This is a genomic window from Kitasatospora sp. NBC_01266 (assembly GCF_036242395.1).
Lineage (GTDB): Bacteria > Actinomycetota > Actinomycetes > Streptomycetales > Streptomycetaceae > Kitasatospora.
In genome coordinates this window covers 1,548,622-1,568,922 of the sequence record NZ_CP108458.1, presented here as the reverse complement: position 1 = coordinate 1,568,922, position 20,301 = coordinate 1,548,622, and the positions used below count along the sequence as shown (strand labels likewise).

General features: G+C 72.3%; 18 protein-coding genes, 1 pseudogene and 1 riboswitch. Of the genes and pseudogenes, 14 read left to right on the top strand and 5 right to left on the bottom strand.

The window, feature by feature from the left end; genetic code table 11:
- Nucleotides 1-156: 156 nt before the first annotated feature.
- Nucleotides 157-265, bottom strand: a riboswitch (SAM riboswitch).
- A gap of 176 nt (nt 266-441) precedes the next feature.
- The 12 genes from OG403_RS36680 to OG403_RS06910 all read left to right on the top strand — a co-directional run bounded on the left by OG403_RS36680 (nt 442) and on the right by OG403_RS06910 (nt 14,092).
- The gene (locus tag OG403_RS36680) at nt 442-681 is read left to right on the top strand and encodes a putative leader peptide (protein ID WP_442910876.1); all 240 of its coding nucleotides are present in this window, start codon (nt 442-444) and stop codon (nt 679-681) included.
- A 129-nt stretch (nt 682-810) separates the two neighbouring features.
- Nucleotides 811-2,040, top strand: a complete 1,230-nt coding sequence (locus OG403_RS06960) for an LLM class flavin-dependent oxidoreductase (RefSeq protein ID WP_329562307.1) — start codon at nt 811-813, stop codon at nt 2,038-2,040.
- A gap of 26 nt (nt 2,041-2,066) precedes the next feature.
- Nucleotides 2,067-3,443: an NtaA/DmoA family FMN-dependent monooxygenase gene (locus OG403_RS06955; protein ID WP_329562305.1), complete on the top strand. Its 1,377-nt coding sequence runs from the start codon at nt 2,067-2,069 to the stop codon at nt 3,441-3,443.
- The gene (locus OG403_RS06950; protein ID WP_329562303.1) at nt 3,440-4,510 is read left to right on the top strand and encodes an LLM class flavin-dependent oxidoreductase; all 1,071 of its coding nucleotides are present in this window, start codon (nt 3,440-3,442) and stop codon (nt 4,508-4,510) included. Before OG403_RS06955 ends, OG403_RS06950 begins: the two co-directional genes overlap by 4 nt.
- Before the next feature lie 31 nt (nt 4,511-4,541).
- On the top strand, nt 4,542-5,672 hold the full coding sequence (locus OG403_RS06945; RefSeq protein ID WP_329562301.1) for an LLM class flavin-dependent oxidoreductase: 1,131 nt from the start codon (nt 4,542-4,544) through the stop codon (nt 5,670-5,672).
- A complete protein-coding gene (locus OG403_RS06940) occupies nt 5,669-6,334 on the top strand; it encodes a flavin reductase family protein (protein WP_329562299.1) in 666 nt (221 codons plus the stop codon). Before OG403_RS06945 ends, OG403_RS06940 begins: the two co-directional genes overlap by 4 nt.
- Before the next feature lie 122 nt (nt 6,335-6,456).
- A complete protein-coding gene (locus OG403_RS06935) occupies nt 6,457-6,981 on the top strand; it encodes a zinc ribbon domain-containing protein (protein ID WP_329562297.1) in 525 nt (174 codons plus the stop codon).
- A gap of 158 nt (nt 6,982-7,139) precedes the next feature.
- On the top strand, nt 7,140-9,287 hold the full coding sequence (locus OG403_RS06930) for a phosphocholine-specific phospholipase C (protein WP_329562295.1): 2,148 nt from the start codon (nt 7,140-7,142) through the stop codon (nt 9,285-9,287).
- Between the two features lie 161 nt (nt 9,288-9,448).
- Nucleotides 9,449-10,912 (top strand): MFS transporter, encoded by a 1,464-nt coding sequence (locus OG403_RS06925; protein ID WP_329562293.1) that lies wholly within the window; start codon nt 9,449-9,451, stop codon nt 10,910-10,912.
- Complete coding sequence (locus tag OG403_RS06920; RefSeq protein ID WP_329562291.1) at nt 10,909-11,574, top strand: TetR/AcrR family transcriptional regulator; 666 nt, start codon at nt 10,909-10,911, stop codon at nt 11,572-11,574. Before OG403_RS06925 ends, OG403_RS06920 begins: the two co-directional genes overlap by 4 nt.
- Nucleotides 11,575-11,644: 70 nt before the next feature.
- On the top strand, nt 11,645-12,337 hold the full coding sequence (locus OG403_RS06915) for an acyl-CoA-like ligand-binding transcription factor (RefSeq protein WP_329562289.1): 693 nt from the start codon (nt 11,645-11,647) through the stop codon (nt 12,335-12,337).
- Nucleotides 12,338-12,493: 156 nt separating this feature from the next.
- Nucleotides 12,494-14,092 carry an FAD-dependent monooxygenase gene (locus OG403_RS06910; protein ID WP_329562287.1) on the top strand — a complete coding sequence of 533 codons (1,599 nt, stop codon included), beginning with the start codon at nt 12,494-12,496 and terminating at the stop codon, nt 14,090-14,092.
- Here the strand turns inward: OG403_RS06910 and OG403_RS06905 are convergent.
- From OG403_RS06905 to OG403_RS06900, 3 genes and pseudogenes are all read right to left on the bottom strand, one after another.
- Nucleotides 14,067-14,570, bottom strand: a pseudogene (locus OG403_RS06905) (NAD-dependent epimerase/dehydratase family protein); the annotation flags it as partial. The gene OG403_RS06910 and the pseudogene OG403_RS06905 sit on opposite strands and share 26 nt — an antisense overlap.
- Nucleotides 14,551-14,739 carry an NAD-dependent epimerase/dehydratase family protein gene (locus tag OG403_RS36675; protein WP_442911052.1) on the bottom strand — a complete coding sequence of 63 codons (189 nt, stop codon included), beginning with the start codon at nt 14,737-14,739 and terminating at the stop codon, nt 14,551-14,553. The gene OG403_RS36675 and the pseudogene OG403_RS06905, both read right to left, overlap by 20 nt.
- Before the next feature lie 138 nt (nt 14,740-14,877).
- Nucleotides 14,878-15,480: a TetR/AcrR family transcriptional regulator gene (locus OG403_RS06900; protein WP_329562283.1), complete on the bottom strand. Its 603-nt coding sequence runs from the start codon at nt 15,478-15,480 to the stop codon at nt 14,878-14,880.
- 128 nt (nt 15,481-15,608) lie between these two features.
- Here OG403_RS06900 and OG403_RS06895 point away from each other — a divergent pair, with 128 nt between their 5' ends.
- The gene (locus OG403_RS06895) at nt 15,609-16,070 is read left to right on the top strand and encodes a cupin domain-containing protein (RefSeq protein ID WP_329562282.1); all 462 of its coding nucleotides are present in this window, start codon (nt 15,609-15,611) and stop codon (nt 16,068-16,070) included.
- 73 nt (nt 16,071-16,143) lie between these two features.
- Here OG403_RS06895 and OG403_RS06890 read toward each other — a convergent pair whose 3' ends face one another.
- A complete protein-coding gene (locus tag OG403_RS06890) occupies nt 16,144-17,352 on the bottom strand; it encodes an eCIS core domain-containing protein (RefSeq protein ID WP_329572152.1) in 1,209 nt (402 codons plus the stop codon).
- A gap of 627 nt (nt 17,353-17,979) precedes the next feature.
- Entirely contained in the window at nt 17,980-19,302 is a 1,323-nt protein-coding gene (locus tag OG403_RS06885; protein ID WP_329562280.1) for a COG1470 family protein, read from the bottom strand.
- Between the two features lie 206 nt (nt 19,303-19,508).
- Between OG403_RS06885 and OG403_RS06880 the strand changes: the two genes are divergently transcribed.
- A complete protein-coding gene (locus OG403_RS06880) occupies nt 19,509-20,231 on the top strand; it encodes a helix-turn-helix transcriptional regulator (RefSeq protein ID WP_329562278.1) in 723 nt (240 codons plus the stop codon).
- Nucleotides 20,232-20,301: the final 70 nt, after the last annotated feature.

The window sequence follows — 20,301 nt, the reverse complement described above, 5'->3', positions numbered from 1 at the left end:
ACAACGGGCGCTGCGGGTGGCCGTACAGAGTGCGCTGCTGACGCGGAGCAGGTCGATGTGACGGCTCAGGTAGGCGGCGGCACGGCGATGACGCCGGCCGGCCGCCGTCCCCGAACCTGCGTACATCGCCGCCACCATCGCCATCCGCCCCGCAGGGCCTCGCGCTTACCGAAATCGTCTCGGCCCGGTCGTCACCTGGGGCACCCCACCGCGACGCGAGGGTTGCCGGTCAGCAAGCCAGGGCTTGTCGCTGACGCTCATGACCGTTCTGCGCCGGACAGTAGGCCCTGGTCGGGATGTGCGTCAACGTTGCCCGGCCGCAGGGTGAGACGGCGGCGCGGGCGGGGCGGTGTCGGCCGGTCGGCCCGGTCGTGCCCGCACCCGGGGGAACACGGCCGGTCATGATCCGTGTTCTCCCGAAGAGGATTGTGTCCGACCGGGATGCCGGGTAGCTTGCAGTCAGGTTGTGAGTGTCGGCGTCAAGTCCCGGCACGCGCGAACGTGAACGGCCGAGAGCCGACCGGGATGGAGGTGGCGAGGGTGCGGGAAGCCGCTGAGCCTGCCACCGCGGTCGTCGCCAAGGCCCGGTGCCGCGTCGCCACCACGTACTCGCGGCGCCACATCGATCTGCAGCGCGTCGCCGCCGCCCTCTGTCCGGCGTACCAGCGCATCGCCGCTTAGTCGCTAGTCGCTTTCGCATCCTTTCCCCGCTTTCCTCCTTTTCGCCGACCTGCCGACCCGCCAGCCCGGCCGCCGTACGGGCGTGGACGTGGACGTGATGTCGGCATGCCCACAGGGAGCAGTTCGCCCATGCCTGGACCAGCCCAGCCCGGACCGTCAACTCCACCTATCCACCTGGCCGTTGCCCTCGACGGCGCCGGCTGGCATCCCGCGGCCTGGCGGGAGCCGGGTGCCCGGCCCGGTGAGCTGCTCACCGCGCGGTACTGGTCCGAGCTGGTCGCCGAAGCCGAGCGGGGCCTGCTGGACTTCGTGACCATCGAGGACTCGCTGAGCCTGCAGTCCTCCCGGTACACCGGCCCGGACGGGCGGACCGACCAGGTGCGGGGGCGGCTGGACGCGGTACTGATCGCCGCCCGGGTGGCGCCGCTGACCCGGCACATCGGGCTGGTGCCGACCGCGGTGGTCACCCACACCGAACCGTTCCACCTCTCGAAGGCGATCGCGACCCTCGACTACGTGAGCGGTGGGCGGGCCGGGGTCCGGGTGCAGGTGTCCGGCCGCTCCGACGAGGCCGCGCACTTCGGCCGCCGCACGGTGCCGCCGCTGCGGATCGAGGAGTTGGCCTCGCCGGCCGGGCAGGCGCTGCTCGCGGAGCTCTTCGACGAGGCCGGCGACTGGGTCGAGGTGCTGCGGCGGCTGTGGGACAGCTGGGAGGACGACGCGGAGATCCGCGACGCCGGGAGCGGGCGCTTCATCGACCGCCGCAAGCTGCACTACATCGACTTCGAGGGCAGCAGGTTCAGCGTCCGGGGGCCGTCCATCACGCCACGCCCGCCGCAGGGCCAGCCCGTTGTCGCCGCGCTGGCGCACGCCACCGTGCCGTACCGGCTGGTGGCCCGCTCGGCCGACCTGGGATTCGTCACCCCGCGCGACACCGGGCACGCCCGGTCGATCGTGGCCGAGATCCGTGGCGAGCAGGCCGCGGCCGGCCGGGCCGAGGAGACGGTGCACGTCTTCGGCGACCTCACCGTCTTCCTCGACAGTGACCCCGGCGCCGCCGCCGAGCGCCGGGCCCGCCTGGACCAGAGCGCCGGTGGCGAATTCACCGGCGACGCGCCGGTCTTCACTGGCACGCCCGAGCAACTCGCCGATCTGCTACAGGAGTTGCAGCAGGCCGGGCTCACCGGATTCCGGCTGCGGCCCGCCGTGCTGCCGCACGACCTGGAGCAGATCACCCGCCACCTGGTGCCCGAACTCCAGCGCCGCGATGCCTTCCGCACCGCGTACCGGGCGAACACCCTGCGCGGGCTGCTCGGCCTGCCTCGCCCGGCCAACCGCTATGCCACCGCCGCTGTCTGATTCCAGGTCAGAAGGACGTCAGGACCATGAGCAAGCCTGTCAAGCAGATCCACCTCGCCGCCCACTTCCCGGGCGTCAACAACACCACCGTCTGGAGCGACCCGGAGGCGGGCAGCCACGTCGAGTTCAGCTCGTTCCGGCACTTCGCGCAGACCGCCGAACGAGCCAAGTTCGACTTCCTCTTTCTCGCCGAGGGGCTGCGGCTGCGCGAACAGGGCGGAGAGATCTACGACTTGGACGTCGTCGGGCGACCCGACACCTTCACCGTGCTGGCCGCGCTGGCCGCCGTCACCGAACGCCTGGGCCTGGCCGGCACGATCAACTCGACCTTCAACGAGCCCTACGAGGTGGCCCGCCAGTTCGCCAGCCTCGACCATCTGTCGGGCGGCCGGGCCGCCTGGAACGTGGTCACCTCGTGGGACGCCTTCACCGGCGAGAACTTCCGCCGCGGCGGCTTCCTGCCGCAGCACGAGCGCTACTCGCGGGCGAAGGAGTTCCTGAGCACCGCCACCGAGTTGTTCGACTCCTGGCAGGGGAACGAGATCGCCGCCGACCAGCAGTCCGGCAGCTTCCTGCGGGAGGCGCGGGCCGGTGCGTTCGTCCACCGGGGGCAGCACTTCGACATCCAGGGACAGTTCAACGTCCCGCGCAGCCCGCAGGGCCGCCCGGTGATCTTCCAGGCCGGCGACTCGGAGGAGGGGCGCGAGTTCGCCGCGTCGAGCGCGGACGCGATCTTCAGCCGCTACAGCACCTTCGAGGAGGGGCGCGCGTTCTACACGGACGTCAAGGGCCGGCTGGCCCGGCACGGCCGCACCCGCGACCAGCTGCTGATCCTGCCCGCCGCGACCTTCGTGCTCGGTGACACCGACGCCCAGGCACAGGAGTTGGCCCGCGAGGTGCGCCGTCAGCAGGTCAGCGGCGCCACCGCGCTCAAGCACCTGGAGTTCGTCTGGAACCGCGACCTGTCCGGCTACGACCCGGACGGCCCGCTGCCCGAGATCGATCCGGACCCCGGCGAGCACGCGATCGCCCAGGGCCGCGCCCAGGTGCGGATGTACCGCGACCCGCTGGCCACCGCCCGGCAGTGGCGGGAACTCGCCGCCGCCAACAAGTGGTCGATCCGCGAGCTGGTCATCGAGACCGGCAACCGCCAGTCCTTCGTCGGCTCCCCGGCCACCGTGGCGCAGACCATCAACTCCTTCGTCCAGGCCGACGCCAGTGACGGATTCATCCTCGTCCCGCACCTCACCCCCGGCGGGTTGGACGCCTTCGCCGACACCGTGGTCCCGCTGCTCCAGGAGCGCGGCGTCTTCCGCACCGAGTACCAGGGCAGCACCCTGCGCGACCACCTCGGCCTGGCCCACCCCGACGCCGACGCGGCGAGCGAGCGGGTGGCCTCGTGAAGTTCCTGGCCATCACCCTGATCGTGCACGCGCCGGACCGGGTGACCGGCGCGCGGAAGTCGACCCAGGACCGCTTCCGCGAGGTGATCGACAACGCGCTGCTCGCCGAGGAGTTGGGCTTCGACGGCTTCGGCGTCGGCGAGCGCCACGAGCGGCCGTTCATCTCCTCCTCGCCGCCGGTGGTGCTCAGCCACCTCGCCGCCCTCACCAGGCGGATCCGGCTGTTCACGGCGGTGACGACACTGAGCCTGCTCGACCCGGTGCGCGCCTACGAGGACTACGCGACCCTGGACCACCTCTCCGGGGGCAGACTCGAACTGATCATCGGCAAGGGCAACGGCGCGGCCCAGCGCGAGCTCTTCCAGGTCACCCCCGAGGACCAGTGGGAGCGCAACGCCGAGTCCTACGAGCTGTTCCGCCGCATCTGGCGGCAGGACAAGGTGACCTACCCGGCGCGCTTCCGACCGGAGTTGGCCGAGGCCGAGGTCTGGCCCCGGCCGCTGCAGCAGCCGATCCGGGTCTGGCACGGCAGCGCGACCAGCCGCGAATCGGTCGACCTCGCCGCCCGCTACGGCGACCCGGTCTTCTCCGCCAACGTCACCCATCCGATAGAGCCGTACGCCGAACTCGTCCGCCACTACCGGGAGCGCTGGGAGCACTACGGCCACGACCCGGCGTTGGCGACGGTCGGCGCCGGCACCGCCGGCTACTACGCCGCACCCACCTCGCAGGACGCCCTGAAGGTCTACCGACCGGTCTTCGAAGGCCAGTTGGCCTTCCAGAAGAGCCTCGGACTGGAACCGGTCTTCACCAGCCTGGAGGACTTCGTCGAGCGCAGCTCCGCGCTGATCGGCAGCCCGCAGCAGGTGATCGAGAAGGTGCACCGCTACCACGAGCGGCTCGGCCACAGCGTGCTTCATCTGCATGCCGACGCCGGCGGTCTCACCGACGCCCAGCACCGGGACAGCCTCGCGCTGTTCCAGTCCGAGATCGCCCCCACGCTGCGCCGTGACATCCCCGACCCGCCGTTCGGCTGGGGCCCGGTCGCGCCCGCGACGGCCGACTGACCACGACGGCCAACTGATTAGGAGCACCCTCATGGCCAACACGCCCCTCGCAGTGCTGGACCTCGTGCCGATCTCCTCCGGATCCACCGCGACCCGGGCACTGCGCAACAGCATCGACCTGGCCCAGCGGGCCGAGCAACTCGGCTACACCCGCTACTGGTTCGCCGAGCACCACCTCAACCCCGGTGTCGCGGGCACCTCTCCGGCCGTCGTCCTGGCGCTCACCGCGGCGGCGACCTCCACCATCCGGCTCGGCGCCGGCGCGGTCCAGCTCGGACACCGCACCGCGCTGTCCACCGTCGAGGAGTTCGGGCTGCTCGACGCGCTGCACCCCGGCCGGTTCGACCTGGGCCTGGGCCGCTCCGGCGGCAGGCCCGCACCGGCCACCCGGCAGCCGGCGCTGGTCGGCGCGGCGGCCGTGGCCGACGGCCGCACCCGAGGCGGCCTGAAGATCCCGGCCCGGTTCTCCTTCGAACACCTGCTGGGCTCCCCGCGGTTCGCCCTGCACCGGAAGCTGCTCCAGCAGCCGCGGGCCGAATCCCAGCCCTACGACGAGCAGATCGCCGACATCCTCGCCCTGCTGGCCGGCAGCTACGCGACCGCCGACGGAGTCGAGGCGCACGTGGTGCCCGGCGAAGGTGCCGACCTGCAGGTGTGGATCCTCGGCAGCAGCGCCGGGATCAGCGCCGAGGTCGCGGGCGCGCACGGGCTGCGCTTCGCGGCGAACTACCACGTCAGCCCGGCCACCGTGCTGGAGGCCGCGGCAGGCTACCGCGCCGCGTTCACGCCCTCCGCCGAGCTGGCGCGTCCGTACGTCAGCGTCTCCGCGGACGTCGTGGTCGCCGAGGACGAGGCCACCGCCCGCGAACTGGCCACCGGATACGGCCTGTGGGTGCGCAGCATCCGCAGCGGCGAGGGGGCGATCGCCTTCCCCACACCGGACGAGGCCCGCGCGCACGTCTGGACCGAAGCGGACCGGGCGCTGGTCGCCGATCGCACCGACACCCAGTTCGTCGGGTCACCGTCGCAGGTCGCCGACCAGTTGGAGACGCTGCGCGATGCCACCGGTGCCGACGAGCTGATCATCACCACCATCACCCATGACCACGCCGACCGGGTCCGCTCCTACGAGCTGCTCGCCGACGAGTGGAGCCGACGATGACCGCGACCCGAGCGCAGTGCCCCGAGACCCGCCACGACCGGCACGGTCCCCGGCAACCCGCCCGGCCCGCCGCGGTCACCGGTGCCGCCGAGCGCCGGGCCGATCCGGAGCACGCCGCCGGCACCGGCCGGCCCCCGCAACCCGACGAGCTGCGGCGGGTGTTCGGGGCGTTCCCGACCGGGGTGACGGCGATCGCCGCGCTGGTGGACGGGACACCGGTGGGCCTGGCCGCCAGCTCCTTCACCACGGTCTCCCTCGACCCGCCGCTGGTCTCGGTCTGCGTGGCCCACACCTCGACCACCTGGCCGCTGCTGCGGGACCGGGCCCGGATCGGCGTCAGCGTGCTCGGCGCCCACCAGGAGAGCGCCTGCCGCCGGCTCGCCGCGCGCGACGGCGACCGCTTCCAGGGCCTCGACTGGCGGGTCACCCCCGCCGGGGCGGTGCTGATCGAGGGAGCCGGGGCCTGGTTCGAGTGCGGCATCGAGCAGCACCTCCGGGCCGGCGACCACGACATCGTGCTGCTCCGGGTCCACGCGCTGGACGCCGACCGCGCGGTGGCGCCGCTGGTCTTCCACGCCAGCCGGTTCCGCCGCCTGGAGTCCGCCGCCGAGAGCCGGTCGCCGGGTGACCCGCGCCCGGCCGGCGACCAGGAGTCCACCTGACGGTCCGGGCGGCAGAGAGCAGAGAGCAGCAGAGAACCGGGCAGGCGTCGGGCACCATGGGCGGTGCGAACCGATGTGCTGAACGCTGCCCACCCGGCGGCCTATGACGGAGACGGTCACCGATGCCCACCACCCCCACCACCCCCGCCACTCCCCGCATCCTCACCGACCTGGCCCTGGCCGCCGCGCAGGCGGCCGACAGCCAGGGCGGAGCGCTCTGGCGCCTCGCCGAGCCCGGCCGCCAGCTGGACGCGAACCTGGTGCGGCTGCCGGCCGGCGCCGCGGTGGGGGAGCACGCCGAGGACGACCTGGACGTCCTGCTGCTCGTGGTCGAGGGCAGCGGGGTCATCAGCCTCCGCGCCGGCGACCTGGCCCTGGAACCCCATGCCCTGGTCTGGCTGCCGCGCTCCGCCCGCCGCTCGCTGAGCGCCGGCCCGCAGGGCCTGAGCTACCTCACGGTCCATCAGCGCCGCCCCGGACTGGGCATCAGGAACGCGGTGGGCGGGGCTCTCGCGGTGGCCGGTGAGGGCGGTGAGGCGCCCTGCCTGCTGGACCGGATCTGCCCGGCCTGCGACCGGGTCAGCTCCGAGCCCGGCGCCCGCTACTGCAGCCGCTGCGGCGAGCCGCTGCCCGTCCGCGAGGCCTGAGCCCCGAGCCTCGCAGCCCGAGCCCGAGGCGGATTGTGCAAAGGAAAGGTCAAACGTTGCCCGGATGATCACATGGTCGCCCCCTGCTCGCCCCCTGCCGGTCCCTGGCTCCCTGAATGGTCCAGTTGTCCAGACAAGTCGGCAGAAATGGCAGATCCATGGGTTCTTCCGAAACCTCCCCCCAGCTCGGCCGTCGCAGGTTCCTCCAGCTCGGCGGCGCCGGTGCCGCGGCCGCCGGGCTCTCCGTGTTCCCGCCGGCCATCGCCAAGGCGATGGCGCTGCCGGCGATCTCCCGCACCAAGTCGATCAAGGACGTCCAGCACGTCGTGATCCTGATGCAGGAGAACCGCTCCTTCGACCACTACTTCGGCACCCTGCGCGGGGTGCGCGGCTTCGCCGACCCGCGTCCGGCGCTGCTGCCGAACGGCAAGCCGGTGTTCCACCAGCCGACCGCCGCCCTCAAGACCGCCCGCTACCAGGGTCGCAACCTGCCCGCGAGCGAGAGCGAGGTGCTGCCCTGGTACATCGACCCGCGCAGCACGACCGAGCACACCGCGGGCACCGACCACGGCTGGGCCAGCGGCCACCAGGCGTGGAACGACGGCCACTGGGACTCCTGGGTGACCCAGAAGCAGGATGTGCTGACGATGGGTCACCTCAAGCGCCAGGACCTGCTCTACCACTTCGCGCTGGCCGAGGCCTTCACCATCGGCGACGCGTACCACTGCTCGGTGCACGCCGACACCGCGCCCAACCGCATCTACCTGTGGACCGGGACGATGGACCCGCGCAACGTCTACGGGAAGACCAAGCTCAACGGTCCCGGCACCGGCGAGCGCGACGACACCAACGGCTACACCTGGACCACCTACCCCGAGCTGCTGGAGCAGGCGGGCGTCAGCTGGAAGCTGTACCAGGGCGGCAGCGGGATCCCCGGCCAGCCCACGGACAACTTCACCGACAACTCGCTGATGTTCTTCCACAACTTCCAGCCCGCCGACGGCGCGGACCCGAACAGCGCGCTGGTGCAGAAGGGCGCCTCGGACCACACCCTGGTCGAGTTCGCCGCCGACGTGAAGAACGGCACGCTCCCGCAGGTGACCTGGATCGTGCCGCCGGCCAAGTACTCCGAGCACCCGTCCTCCTCGCCGACCGACGGCGCCTACTACATCAACCTGGTGATGGAGGCGCTGACCGCCAACCCGGAGGTGTGGGGGAGCACCGTGCTGCTGCTCGACTACGACGAGAACGACGGCCTGTTCGACCACGTCGTGCCGCCGGTGCCGCCGCTGCACAGCGCCCCGGGCGGCGAGGGGATGGTCTCCGACAGCCTGCTGACCAGCCTGCAGGACGAGTTCCTGGACATGACCGGCCTCCCGTGGACCAGCCCCGCGGGCACCGTCGGCCCCACCGGCCCGCAGCCGATCGGGCTCGGCCCGCGGGTGCCGATGATCGCCATCTCGCCCTGGTCGCGCGGCGGTTACGTCTGCTCGGAGACCTTCGACCACACCTCGGTGCTGCGCTTCCTGGAGCAGCGCTTCGGCATCGCCTCCCCGTACATCAGCGACTGGCGCCGCTCCGTCTGCGGTGACCTCACCTCGATGTTCGACTTCAAGGGCAAGGCCGACACCACTCCGGTGCACTTCCAGGTGCCCGACCCGATCGCGAGCCAGGGCAAGCCGTACAGCGTTCCGGTGCCGCAGTCGATGCCCGTCCAGGAGTCCGGCACCCGCCCGGCCCGTCCGCTGCAGTACAAGGCGCTGGTCAACGAGGGCCCGCGGAAGAGCGGCACGCTCCAGCTCGAACTGCGCAACCACGGCCGGATCGGCGCCGCGTTCCAGGTCTACGACCGGCAGAACCCGCAGTCCGTGCCGCGCCGTTACACCGTGGCCGCGCAGGACGGGCTGCGGGACTTCTGGACCGTGGCCGACGGGGCGCGCTACCAGCTCGCCGCCTACGGCCCCAACGGCAGTCAGTTCGAGTTCCAGGGGCAGGGCGGCGACGACCTGGTGGTGGAGTTCTCGCAGCACGGCCGCGACGAGGTCCGGGTGCGGATCCGCAACCACGGCAAGGACCGGCGCACGGTGCGGGTGGCCAACAGCTACCAGCGCGACGGGAAGGCGCAGGCCACCAGGGTGCTCAAGGCCCACGACAGCCTGGAGTACAGCTGGCAGACCGGCGGTCAGGGCAACTGGTACGACGTGCTGGTGACCGCCGTGGACGGTCCCGCCTTCGGCCGCCGCTACGCCGGCCACCTGGAGAACGGCGAGCACAGCACCAGTGACCCGGGGCCGGTCGCGAACTGACCTGTCCTGCCCACCGGCCCCGCCGCCCGCGCCCCCACCAGGTGCGGGCGGCGGGGCCGGTGTCCGTGGTGGCCACCTCATGCGGAGTTGATTCTCCGGTTCTGCTAACTTCCTTATCCGGAGTTTAATCTCCGGTTCCTACTCACCTGGGGCCCACACCTATGGCTCGGACCACGTCCCGTCCGCACTACAACGTCACCTTCGCGGTCCTGCTCGTCGGGGTCGCGGCCTACTCCCTGCTGCAGTCGCTGATCATCCCGGTGCTGCCGACCCTGATGCTGCACCTGCACACCAGCCAGGACACCGTGACCTGGCTGATGACCGGCTACCTGCTGTCGGCCTCCGTCGCCACACCGATCCTGGGCCGGATCGGCGACAAGGCCGGCAAGGAGCGGATGCTCATCGTCACGCTGGTCGCGCTGACCGCCGGTTCCGCTCTGGCCGGACTGTCGCACTCGATCGGCCTGATGATCGTGGCCCGCGTCATCCAGGGCCTGGGCGGTGGCGTGCTGCCGCTGGCCTTCGGCATCATCCGCGACGAGTTCCCGGCCGCCCGGGTGCGCAGCGCCGTCGGCATCACCGCCGCGCTGACCGCCGTCGGCGGCGGCCTCGGCCTGCTGCTGGCCGGGCCCATCGTGGACAACCTGGACTACCACTGGCTGTTCTGGTTCCCGATGATCATGACGGCGATCGCCACCGTCGCCACCTACCTGTTCGTCCCCGAGTCCCCGGTGCGCACCCCGGGCCGGATCAGCTGGGGCGCCGCGCTGCTGCTCTCCGTCTGGCTGGTCGCGCTGCTGCTCGCGGTCAGCGAGGGACCCAGCTGGGGCTGGGGCTCGGCGCGCATCCTGGGCCTGTTCGCCGCGGCCGTGGTCTTCGCCGCCGTCTGGATCCTGGTCGAACTCCGGTCGGACGCCCCGCTGATCGACATGCGGATGATGCGGATACCCGCCGTCTGGACCGCCAACCTGGTCGCGCTGCTCTTCGGCGTCGTGATGTACACCGTGATGACCTTCCTGCCGCAGCTGGTGCAGACGCCCGCCAAGCTGGCCGGCTACGGCTTCAGCGCCAGCATCACCCAGTCCGGCATCTACATGCTGCCGATGACCATCGGCATGTTCATCCTCGGCGTCCTGACCGGGCCGCTCGCCGCCCGGTTCGGCTCCAAGCTGGTGCTGGTCGCCGGCGGCGCCGTCACCATCGTGCCGTTCGTGCTGCTCTCGCTCGGCCACGACAAGGGCTGGGAGATCTACCTCTCCTCCAGCCTGATGGGCATCGGCATGGGGCTGGCGTTCTCCTCGATGTCCTCGATCGTGGTCGAGGCGGTGCCGCCGGTGCAGACCGGCGTGGCCAGCGGCATGAACGCCAACATCCGCACCATCGGCGGCGCGATCGGCAGCAGTGTGGCGGCCAGTATCCTGGCCTCCAGGGTGACCGCCACGCACCCGTTCCCGCCGGACTCGGGCTACACCAGCACCTTCTGGTTCCTCGCGGGGGCCGCGGTGCTCGCGGCGGTCGCCGCACTGCTCATCCCGACGCTCCGCAAGGGCACGGCGGACGCCGCGCCGGAGCAGCGGGCCGTACCGACCCAGGCAACCGGACACGAGGAATCGACCGTCGTATGACCACGAGCCACCCAGGCGGGCCCGCACCGACCGGCACCAGGGCGCTGCGCCGTGACGCGGCGGAGAACCGGGAGCGGTTGCTGCGTGCCGCCTGGGAGGTCTTCGGCGAACTCGGCCCCGACGCGGGCGTGGAGGAGATCGCCCGGCGGGCCGGGGTCGGCATGGGCACCCTCTACCGGCGCTTCCCCACCAAGGACGCGCTGATCACCGCGCTCAACGACGAGTTCCTCGACCACCTGCTGGACAGCAGCCGCCGGCTGCTCGCCGAACAGCCGCACGGCCTGGGCCTGGAGGCCGCGCTGTGGCACATGGGGACGGCCATGTCCTCGCACTGCGGCTGCCTCTCGCGCCTGTGGCAGGTGGTCCCGCCCACCGCGGACACCCGGCGCGCGGAGTTCTGGGCACTGGTCGACACCCTGCTGCAACAGGCCCGCCAGGCGGGCGAGGTCCGCGCCGACCTGACCCTCACCGACGTCTACCTCTGCGTCCTGTCGCTGCGCAGCCTCATCGAGGACACCGCAGCCCAGGCCCCCGAGATCTGGCGCCGCTACCTCTCCGTCCACCTGGCCGGCTTCCGCCCCGCCGACCACCCGCTGGAGCACCGGCCCGCCGACGACTCGCTGGTGGCCACCGGCGTGCCGCCGCGCCCGTCCCGCCGCTGAGCCTGCCGCCAAATAATCTTGCCGTCTCGGCAATCTTGCACATCCGGCAAGATTTGCTACGGTGGTCGTCATGACAGAGGGAGACGACACCGGCGTCGGGCTGCGGGAGCGCAAGAAGCGGGAGACCCGCGTCGCGCTGAGCCGGGCCACCATCGGGCTGTGCATCCAACGCGGCTGGGACAACGTGACGGTGGAGGACATCGCCGCCGCGGCGAACGTGTCCGTGCGCACCTTCCGCAACTACTTCGCCAACAAGGCCGAGGCGATCGCCGCCGGCCACCTGGAGCGCATGCTGCGGATCGCCGACGACCTGCGGGCGCGACCGGTCGGCGAGCCGCTCTGGGAGTCGGTCGCCCACGTGGTCCAGGCCCAGTTCGCGCCGCCGGGCGAGGCCGCCGCGGGGGCTCACCCCGACCACCCCGACCACCCCGGCCAACCCGACCAACCCGGACAACCCGACCACCCGGACCACGCCGACCAGCGCTGGGCGGACGGGCTGCGGCTCATGCTGGCCGAACCGGCCCTGCAGGGGGAGGTCGTCAAGGCGAACGCGGCCGCGCAGCAGGAACTGGCCCGGGCGGTCGCCGAGCGCACCGGCACCGACGCGGCCCGGGACGTGTACCCGACGCTGGTCGCCGCGGTCATCGGCGCCGGCAGCGCCGTGGCGGTGGAGCACTGCCTGCGCGCGGATCCGCCCGCCCCGCTCGGCCCGGTCCTGCGCGAGGTGTTCGACCGGGTCACCGCGGGCCTGCCAACTCCGTAGCGAACGAACCGATCCCGCCCGGCAGTTGCCGGGCTGCTCGATCCTGCTTTCCTCGATCCTGCTTTCCTCGATCCTGCTTTCCTCGATCCTGCTTCCGGAGTCCGCACGGACGTCCGTACGGAAGCCCACGCGTAAGTTCACACAAGGGGGGACACCTTGACCATCACGGATGTCGTCATCGTCGGGGGCGGCCCGAACGGGCTGATGCTGGCCTGCGAACTGGCCCTGGCCGGAGTCCGGCCGGTGGTGCTGGAGAGCCGGGCCACGCCCAGCACCGAGCCGAAGGCGAACGGGCTGCTCGGTCAGGTCGTGAAGCTGGTCGACCGGCGAGGGCTCCACGAGCGCCTCAGCGCGCTGCCGGGGCCGCCGCGGCCGAACTCGGCCTACTTCATGTTCGCCGGGCTGCCGCTGAACCTGAGTCTGCTGCCGGACAGTCCGATCTACGGTCTGGCGGCTCCGCAGCAGCACCTCGTCCAGGTCCTGGAGGAGCGGGCCGGCGAACTGGGGGTGGAGCTCAGGCGGGGACACCAGGTCGTCGCCCTGGCGCAGGACGAGCAGGCGGTCACCCTGGACATCGCGGGGCCGGACGGCGCCCACCGGCTGCGGGCCCGCTACGTCGTCGGTGCGGACGGCGCGCGCAGCATCACGCGCAAGCTGTCCGGCATCGGCTTCCCCGGCATCAGCTACGACCGCACGACCACCCGGACGGCGCATGCCACCGTGCCGGCCGACTGGGTGGATCCCGCGACCGGCGCGCTGAACGTACCCGGCCACGGCACCGTCCTGCCGTTCCTGCCCCAGCGCACCGACCACGGAGGGTTCTCCTACGCGCCCTTCCCCGGCCACCCGCCGCTGATCAGCACCGTCGAGTGGGACCAGCCCGAGCCCGGGGCGCCGATGAGCCTGGACGAACTCGGGGCGAGCATCCACCGCGTGCTCGGCGCCGACCTGCCGCTGAGCCCGCCGGTCGGGGAGGGACCGCACGTGCTGCGCCGGCTGGTCGGCGGCAACACCCGGGTGGCCGAACGGTTCCGGGACCGCCGGGTGTTCCTGATCGGCGACGCCGCCCACGTCTACGCCTCAGGGGGCGGGCCCGGGTTGAACCTCGGCCTGCAGGACGCGGTCAACCTCGGCTGGAAGCTCGCCGCCGAGATCCACGGCAGCGCCCCGTCCGACCTGCTCGACAGCTACCAGAGCGAGCGCCGGAAAGCCGCCCACCGCATGGTCGTCAACGCCCAGGCGCAGTCCGCGCTCACCGCCCCGGGCAGCGATGTCACCGCGCTGCGCGAGCTGTTCACCGAACTCCTCGGTCAACCGGACACCGTCCAGCACCTCGCCGACCTCACCGCGGGCGCCGACATCCGCTACGACCCGGTCGACCCGGACGGACACCCGCTGATCGGCCGGTTCGCCCCGGACCTGGACCTGCGCACGCCGACCGGGACGGTCCGGCTGGCCGAACTCACCAGAACCGCACGGCCGTTGCTGCTCGACCTGACCGAGGACTCGTCGTTCGCCGGAGCCCTCGCACCGTGGCGCGACCGGGTGGACGTCATCACCGCACGTCCCCAGTCACCCGCACCCGGGGCGACCGCCCTGCTGCTGCGTCCCGACTGCTACGTCGCCTGGGCAGCGGCCGCACCCCACCCCGACCCGGCCGACCTGGCGGCCCTGCGCACCGCCGCGCAGCGGTGGTTCGGCGCCGCGACCGACAGCGACGCCTGCGGCCTCACGGCTGCCGGGAGTCGGCGCTGAGCCGGCGCAGCTGCTGCGCGATGCCCTGGGCGAGTGCGGTGCGGGGCCGCCAGTCCAGCAGGGCGGCGGCCCTGGAGCGGTCGGCGAGGGTGGCGTCCACGTCGCCGGCCTGGGCGGGGAGCTTGTTGACCGGCACCGGGCGGCCGGTCAACTGCTCGACGGCGCTGAGCACATCGAGCACGCTGGTGCTGACCCCGGCCCCGATGTTGAGGACGGTCGTGCCGGTCCGCGCGGTCGCGGCGGCGATGGCGGCGCGGACCACGTCGCCGACGTAGGTGAAGTCGCGCCGGTGGCTGCCGTCCCCGTAGAGGTTCAGCTCCGGGCCGCCGAGCGCCGCCGTCAGGGCGCGGCCGATCAGCATGTCGGGGCGCTGGCGGGGCCCGTAGACGGTGAACAGGCGCAGCGCCACCGCGGTGATCGTGGCGCCGGCCTGGCCCGCGTGGGCCAGGCAGAGCTGCTCATCGGCGAGTTTGCTGACCGCGTAGGGGGATTCGGGGCTCGGCGCCGTCTCCTCGTGGGGTGGCGCCGCTCCTGGTCCCGTAGACGCTGGAGGAGGAGGCGTAGACCAGGCGGGGCACCCCGGCTTCCTCGCAGGCCGACCGGACGCGTTCGGTGGCGAGGACGAATTCCCTCTGCCACGGCAGCACCACCGGCCCTTTCCCGCCTCACGAGTGGTCAGGAAAAAGCTCAGTACCCGAGCGGGAACACCTGACAGAAATGACGGATCGCCGTCGACCGGAATCGGCATATCGGTATACCGAGGCGAGCGAACCCGGCGGCCGGACTCAGCGCCTGAGCGGCCGCGCCGTCGGCGCCAGGCCGGCGAGGTAGATGTCCACCTGGCGTCGCGCGGTGCGACGCCAGTCGGTGAGGTGCGGCAGCCGCTGCGCCAGCAGCGCGCCGAAGACCACCAGGTCGGCCGTGCACACGTCGTGGCGGATCGTGCCGTCCCGCCGGCCCCGCTGGAGCAGTGAGCCGAGCGCGTGGTGCACCTCGGCCTGGATCGCGAGGGTCTCCTGGTCGACGATCGGCGGGCCGCCGTGCAGCGGCAGCACGAGGTCGGGCCCGTGCTCGACGGTCCGGTCGAGGAAGCCGCGCACGGCTTCGAGGCCGGACCGGTCGCCCTCGGCGGCCCGGCCGGCCGCGTCCAGCACGAGCCGCAAGGAGCGCCGGGTCAGGGCGCCGAGCAGGGCTTCGCGCGACGGGAAGTGGCGGTAGACGGTGCCGACGCCGACTCCCGCGTCCGCGGCGACGGTCGCCATCGGCACCGCGGTGCCCTCCCGCCGGACCGCCGCGGCGGCGGCCGCCAGCACCCGGTCACGGTTGTCCGCCGCGTCCCGGCGCAGTTCCCGCCGCGCGGTGCCGTCGCTCGTGTGTGCCTTCGTCACACCGTCGATGATGGCACCACCGCAGCCCCCGCCGGCACCCCGGAGGCGTTGTTGACACTCCATCAAGTGGACGATACCGTCCGCTTGTTCCGCCTGCATGAGCGTCCCGTACCCGAACGGAGCCCGCGATGAGCATGGCCTATCTCGCACAAGCCGAACAGCAGCAGCAACTCGAGTGGCTCGACGGCGGCACGCTGGCGATGCTGCTCGACGGCAAGGCCACCGACGGCCAGTTGATGATGGGGCGCTTCGACGTCGCGGAGGGCGAGGCGCCGCCGTACCACCTGCACACCCGGGAGGACGAGATCTTCCTGCTGATCAAGGGCACCGCCCTGGTGTGGTGCGACGACCAGGAGTACGAACTCGCCGAGGGCGGCGTGGTGTTCCTGCCCAAGCAGGTCCCGCACGGCTACCGGATCACCTCCAAGAAGGCCGACCTGCTGGTGATCAACACGCCGGCCGGTATCGAGGGGATGTTCCGGGAGACCGGTCGCGACCGTGCCACGCCGCGCCCGCCCGGCTTCCAGGTGAAGCCCGATCCCGCCATCGCCGACAAGTACGGCAACGTGATCATCGGCCCGCCGCGCTGATCCGGGGCCGTCGCGCTGACCCGGAGTCGCCGCGCTCCCGGCTCGCCGGACAGGACCCGAGGCTGGATGGGCCCTACGCGTCGCCCACCGCGGACAGGTCGACGGCCCAGGTGTGGTCTCCCGCCGCTTCATGGGTGATCGGAGCGGACGCCTCCGGGTTCTCCGGGTCGAAGACCGACTCCAGGGTGTGGGTGACCACGGGGCTGGTCCAGCTCGGCAGGTTCCGGTTCCAGGCGCCCGTCCTCCGGGCGACCTTCCAGCGGAACGAGACCTGGTAGGACCGCAGCCAGTACCCGGAGGTCATGCTCCGGTTGGTGGAGAAACCGGGGTCGTCGGTGAAGCTGATGCTGTTCTGGGCGTCGGTGATGACCGGGTTCGTGTAGGGCGGGCGGTAGGGGCCGTCCTGCGCCCAGGGGCGCTCGGAGTCCTGGCCGTGCGGGCCGTCGGCCTCGACGATCTGCGTGTTGGAGTCGGTGACCTCCTGCCAGAAGTGGTAGTTGGTGGAGACTCGTTGAGGGGCGCCCTCGGGGTTCTTCAGCTTGGCCACCTGAGTGAACCCGATGCTCTGGTTGGCGTGCATCCGCTGTTCCTGCGGGCCGTCATAGCTGGACTCGAACTCCAGGGTGGGCCGGTTGAGATCGAGGTTCTCCGCGCGGGACTTGGCGCGGGTGTGGCGGCGCGGCGGGCTGTTCCCCCTGATCTCCGCGGTGTCCGTGTCGCGCTTGGGGGGCATCCGCTGCACTGCGGTCCGCTGCGCCCCGGTCCGTCGCGCCCCGGTCCGCTGCACCTGGGTCCCGGCCTCCGGCGGCGGCACGCCGTCGCCGAACGCCCCAGCGCGGTCGGCGGCGAGCGGCGTGGCGAGCGCGCGGGTGGCGTTGGCCTCCGCCTCGCGCTCGTAGTGGTCGGACGGGTCGGAGACCCTGAGGCCCGCGCCGTTGTCGGTGCCCGCCACCGGCCCCTGGCGCTGCTGGATGACATGGGTGAGCTCATGTGCCAGGGTGTGCCGGTCGGCGCCGCCTTCCCCGATCACCACGTGGTTGCCGGAGGTGTAGGCACGGGCGCCGACCTCGGCCGCCGAGGCGCGGGCCGTGCTGCCGGTGTGCAGGCGCACGTCGGAGAAGTCGGCGCCGAGGCGGGACTCCATCTCGTGGCGGGTGGCCCCGTCCAACGGCCGCCCGGCGCTGCGCAGTACCTGGTGCACCGAGGAGCGCTGGACGGGCTCCGCGTCCTGCCGCACCGGGGCGGGGTCGCCGCCCGACCCGCGCCGCTCCTCCTCGATCATGCGCGCCACGGCGGCGTTTCCCACCGTCCGCTGCAGCGCGAGCGCTGCCGCCGGTCCCCGGACGCCCGGGGACGGGTGCGGCGTCCGCCGCGCCGGCTGGGCGCTCCTGGGCGGGCTGCCGTGGCCGGCTTCTCGGGATGCTTCGTGAGCGCGCACGGCGAGGGTCCTTTCCGTCGGTGCGCCGGTCCGCAGCGGTCGGTGTGCGATGCGGTTCTCCTGACGGCCGGGCCGCGCAACCCCGTAACGTTACAACGGGCCTGGCGATGAGTCAGTTGTTCACCGGGGCATACTTCGTTGTTCGAAAGGGACGTGCTGACTGTCCCGGGCGGATAATCCGCACCCCCGGCGGCTCGGGGCACCGCTCGGTTTTCCGTTGTCCCACCTGAGTCCTGTACTGCTGGAATCGACTTCTCGCACCGGCATTACCGAGCCTGCTGGGTTGGCAGGGGCATGGTGTAAGAAAGTATGAAGGGGAGCAAAGGGGGAGTGGTGATGCACGGATGAACCGGTCGGTTCCGGCCGGCAGGTCCGGGCGACCGACGCCCCTGGGGCCGGTACCGGCCCCGGCCCGTCCGGAGACCTCCGGACGGGCCGTTCGGGGAAGGGAGGGCTGCCCTGCACGCCGCCTCAAGGCTTGAGATCGCTCAGTTCTCCGCTGGCATTGAGCAGTTCGTGGCACCCGGAGGCCTGCTTTCCCGAGGCCGGCGTGCCCGGCTGCTGGCAGGTCACGCTCGCCGTCACGGTCTGGCCCGCGGAGACGTTGATGGGAGTCACCCAGTGGTAGTCCTGGTTGCGGAAGGTCTCCAAGGCGATGGTCGTGATCGTCTGATCGCCGAACTTGATGGTCAACAATCCCTGATCGCCCTGGAAGTTGGCGATGACGATGTCGGTGATGCCGAAGACCTTGTCCTGCGGTACCTGGTAACTGCCCACCGCGGAGCCGCCGCCGGCGGTCTGCACGTCGATCGTGGCCGAACTCTGCTGGCCGGTCCCCGGCACCGCCGGGCCGGCGTCCGTGCCGGAACCGCCGCCGCCGGTGGTGCTGCTCGGCTGCCCGGCGCCCGGCTGGCCCTGGCCGCTCGGCTGCCCGCCGGTCGAGCCCGGCGGGGTTACGGGGGTGGGGGTCGGAGCGAGTGCCGCGACCTTCTGGTCGACGGCCTGCGCCGCGGCCTGCTTCGCGGAGCTCTGCACGGCCGGCCGCACCAGGGCGAACCAGGCCAGCAGCAGCGCGATCAGCGCCGCCAGCAGCGCGAGCAGCCACTTGGGAAAGATCGAGAGCTGGACGAACTCGCCGTTCAGCACGGGCCGGCGCTCGGCCGCCGCCGGCTTGCCCTGGTCGGCGGCCGCGACGTCCTGGCCGGCGGTGACCTCGAAGGCCCGGGTGACCGGTTTGCCGAACCAGATCAACTTGCGGGTGCGGACCCGCAACCGGGCCTCGCCGGATTCGCCGGGCTCCAGGCGCAGCGAGCTCGGGGCGGCCCGGAAGCGCAGGTCCTCGCCGGCCTGTGCGGGGGTGAAGGCCACCGTGGTGGGCGCGTTCCCCAGGTTCTGCGCCGAGGTCCGGTAGCGCGCGCGCAGCCAGCCGCGGCGGCGCCGGGGTGCCAGCTCGGCGCGCAGCTCGTGGAACGCCGTGACGGTGACCGTGGTCTCGGGAACGGTCACCAGATCAGCCCGCTCGGCCGGCAACACCCGGATACCGAGTGGGAATTCACCTGCCCGCACGTCCGGGGAGCGGGCCGGCGCCAGGCGCACCGTCACCGTCTCGGAGGTTCCCGGGTAGAGCGAGACGCGGGCCGGCTCGACCGTCGTCCACGGGGCGCAGGCGCCGACCACTTCCAGCGAGTACGCCTCGACGATGTCGGTCTCGTTGCGGACGGTCAGGGTCGTCGTCGCCACCCCTCCGGGCGACACCGTCAGCGCGGGAAGGCCGAGTTCGGCGGATGTGGTCATGTCGCGACGGTAGGACCGCCGGACACCCCGGGGAGAGGGACGCGCGGGCAAGCCACGGGCAGACGCCTTGCCCGCGCGAACAATCCGGCCCTGCCCGGTGTTGTCGCCCCCGCCCCACCGATGCCCCCGGCCGACCTCGCGACAGGGCGGCCCGGTCGGCAGCACCACACGTCCATAGGCGCCGTAGAAGTAGAACGGAGCGGTTGATGACGACGATCGACACACCCCACGAGACTGCCGTGGCACCGCAGTTCGTCCCCGCCCAGCGGCCCGGACCCGATGGATCCGCCCAGCCGCGGGTCAAGCCGAGCCGGGTGCTGGTAGCGGTGTACGCGGAGGACATCATCCTGTACACCGGTGTGGTCCAGCAGTTGCGGCAGCGGCCGGAGGTGGAGCTGCTCACGGACGCCGAGGCCGCGAAGGCCGAGGTCTCCCTGATGGTGGTCGACCGGCTGACCGAGGCGGTGGCCGAACGGCTGCGCGGGCTGCGGCTGAGCACCTCGAGCCGGACCGGCCTGGTGGTGGGCCACTTCGAGGCCGGCGGGCTGCAGACCGTCATCGAGTGCGGGGTCGCCGCCGTGCTGCGCCGCTCGGATGCCGACCAGGACCGGCTGGTGCACCTCGTCACGGCCCTGGCGAACGGTGAGGGCGTTATGCCCGGGGACCTGCTGGGCAGGCTGCTCGACCGGGTCGGGAACCTCCAGCGCACGATGCTCGACCCCCGGGGCCTGACCCTGTCCACCCTGACGGCGCGGGAGGCGGAGATGCTCCGGCTGGTCGCCGACGGCTTCGACACCGGCGAGATCGCGGCGCAGACCTCGTACTCCGAACGCACGGTCAAGAACGTGCTGCACGAGATCACCACGCGGCTGGGGCTGCGCAACCGGGCCCACGCGGTGGGGTACGCCATGCGCCACGGTCTCATCTGAGACCGACCGGCCCCCGAGCCTCCGAGCCGCCACCGAACGGCCCGGCAGCGAACGGCCCGTGACCGCCCGG